The sequence below is a fragment of the Cupriavidus sp. R6-3 genome (genome assembly GCF_059772245.1).
This window is the reverse complement of the sequence record NZ_JCBAJO010000444.1, coordinates 1-1387: the sequence shown is the minus strand read 5'-3', so window position 1 is coordinate 1387 and position 1387 is coordinate 1. Positions and strand designations below refer to the sequence as shown.

1 protein-coding gene is annotated in these 1387 nt (G+C 67.7%); it reads right to left on the bottom strand.

Annotated elements, in window-relative coordinates:
- Nucleotides 1-91: 91 nt before the first annotated feature.
- On the bottom strand, nt 92-1387 hold a 1296-nt coding region (feoB, locus tag AC6EI8_RS26520; RefSeq protein ID WP_498383397.1), incomplete at its 5' end, for a ferrous iron transport protein B.

The window sequence follows — 1387 nt, the reverse complement described above, 5'->3', positions numbered from 1 at the left end:
GCCGCCACCGACAGCGCGCACACCAGCACGATCAGCGGCACCAGCACGGATTCGACGGCGTGATAGAGCGACATGATGGTTTCCGGCTGCCTCAGCTGAACAGCAGCGCCACGCGATACGTGACGAACGCCGCCAGATAGCCCAGGCCCGCGAGATAGAGCGTGGAGGCGGCCATCACCTTCCACGAGTTGGTCTCGCGGCGGATCACGGCCAGTGTCGAGATGCACTGCGGCGCGAACACGAACCACGCCAGCAGCGCCAGCGCGGTGGCCAGCGACCACTGCGCGGCGATCATCGGCGCGAGCTGCGCCGCCACCGTGTCCTCGCTGCCCGACAGCGCGTAGACGGTCGCCAGCGCGCCGACCGCCACTTCGCGCGCGGCCAGGCCCGGCACCAGCGCGATACAGATCTGCCAGTTGAAGCCGACCGGCGCGAATACCTTCTCCAGCGTGTGGCCGATCATGCCGGCGAAGCTGTAGTCGATCGGCGGCAGCGTCGCGCCTTCGGGCGGGGACGGGAAGGTGGCCAGGAACCACAGCAGCACCGTCAGCGTCAGGATCACCTTGCCCACGCGCGACAGGAAGATGCGGGCGCGCTCCCACAGCCCGATCGCGACGTCGCGCGGATTCGGAATGCGGTAGGCCGGCAGTTCCATCAGCAGTGGATGCTCGGTGCGGTCACGGCGGAAGAACTTCAGCGCATAGGCGACCACCAGCGCGCTGACAATGCCGGCCACATACAGGGCGAACAGCACCAGCCCTTGCAGGTTGAACACGCCCATCACCGTGTCCGCCGGAATGAAGGCGCCGATCAGCAGCGCATAGACCGGCAGCCGTGCCGAGCAGGTCATCAACGGCGCGACCAGGATCGTGGTCAGCCGGTCGCGCGGGTCCTGGATCGTGCGGGTCGCCATGATGCCGGGAATCGCACAGGCGAAGCTCGACAGCAGCGGGATGAACGAGCGGCCCGACAGCCCCGCGCCCATCATCAGCCGATCGAGCAGGAAGGCCGCGCGCGGCAGATAGCCCGATTCCTCCAGCGTCAGGATGAACAGGAACAGGATCAGGATCTGCGGCAGGAACACCACCACGCTGCCCAGGCCGGCGATCAGGCCGTCGACGATCAGGCTGCGCAGCAGTCCATCGGGCAGCAGGCCGCCGACCAGTTCGCCGGCATAGGCCACGCCGCCCTCGATGCTCTCCATCAGCGGCTCGGCCCACGAGAACACGGCCTGGAACATCAGGAACAGCAGCACGGCGAGGATCGCCAGGCCGAACACCGGATGCAGCACCACGCGGTCGATACGGTCTTCGAGGCTCGCCGATGCGGTCGGCATCGTCACCGCCGCGTCGAGCAGGCGCTTGACCTCGGCATGCGTGTCGAAGTC